Origin of the sequence: Chlorogloeopsis fritschii PCC 6912, from assembly GCF_000317285.1 — a bacterium.
Classification (GTDB): Bacteria; Cyanobacteriota; Cyanobacteriia; order Cyanobacteriales; family Nostocaceae; genus Chlorogloeopsis; species Chlorogloeopsis fritschii.
In genome coordinates, this window is the sequence record NZ_AJLN01000012.1 from 1 (window position 1) to 302 (window position 302).

1 protein-coding gene is annotated in these 302 nt (G+C 48.7%); it reads left to right on the top strand.

The window, feature by feature from the left end:
* On the top strand, positions 1-302 hold a 302-nt coding region (locus UYC_RS35125; protein WP_039752232.1), incomplete at both ends, for a ketoreductase domain-containing protein.

Below are 302 nucleotides of genomic sequence, written 5' to 3' on the forward strand. Positions count from 1 at the left end.
GTGAGGTTTTACAAGCGAAGGTTTATGGCAGTTGGTTTTTGCACAGTCTTAGCCTTAACCAGCAACAATCGCCTCCTTTGATGGTGTTGTTTTCTTCTGTGGCGGCAATCACGGGAAATGTTGGACAGGGTGATTATGCTGCTGCTAATTGCTATTTGGATAGTTTTGCTCAGTGGCGTCAGGCTCAAGGTTTGCCGACTGTGAGTATGAATTGGGGTTTGTGGGCTGAGGTTGGTATGGGTAAACAACTTGCCCATGCTGCCCGCGCTCGTGGCTTGGCTCCTCTTTCTACTTCTGTTGCT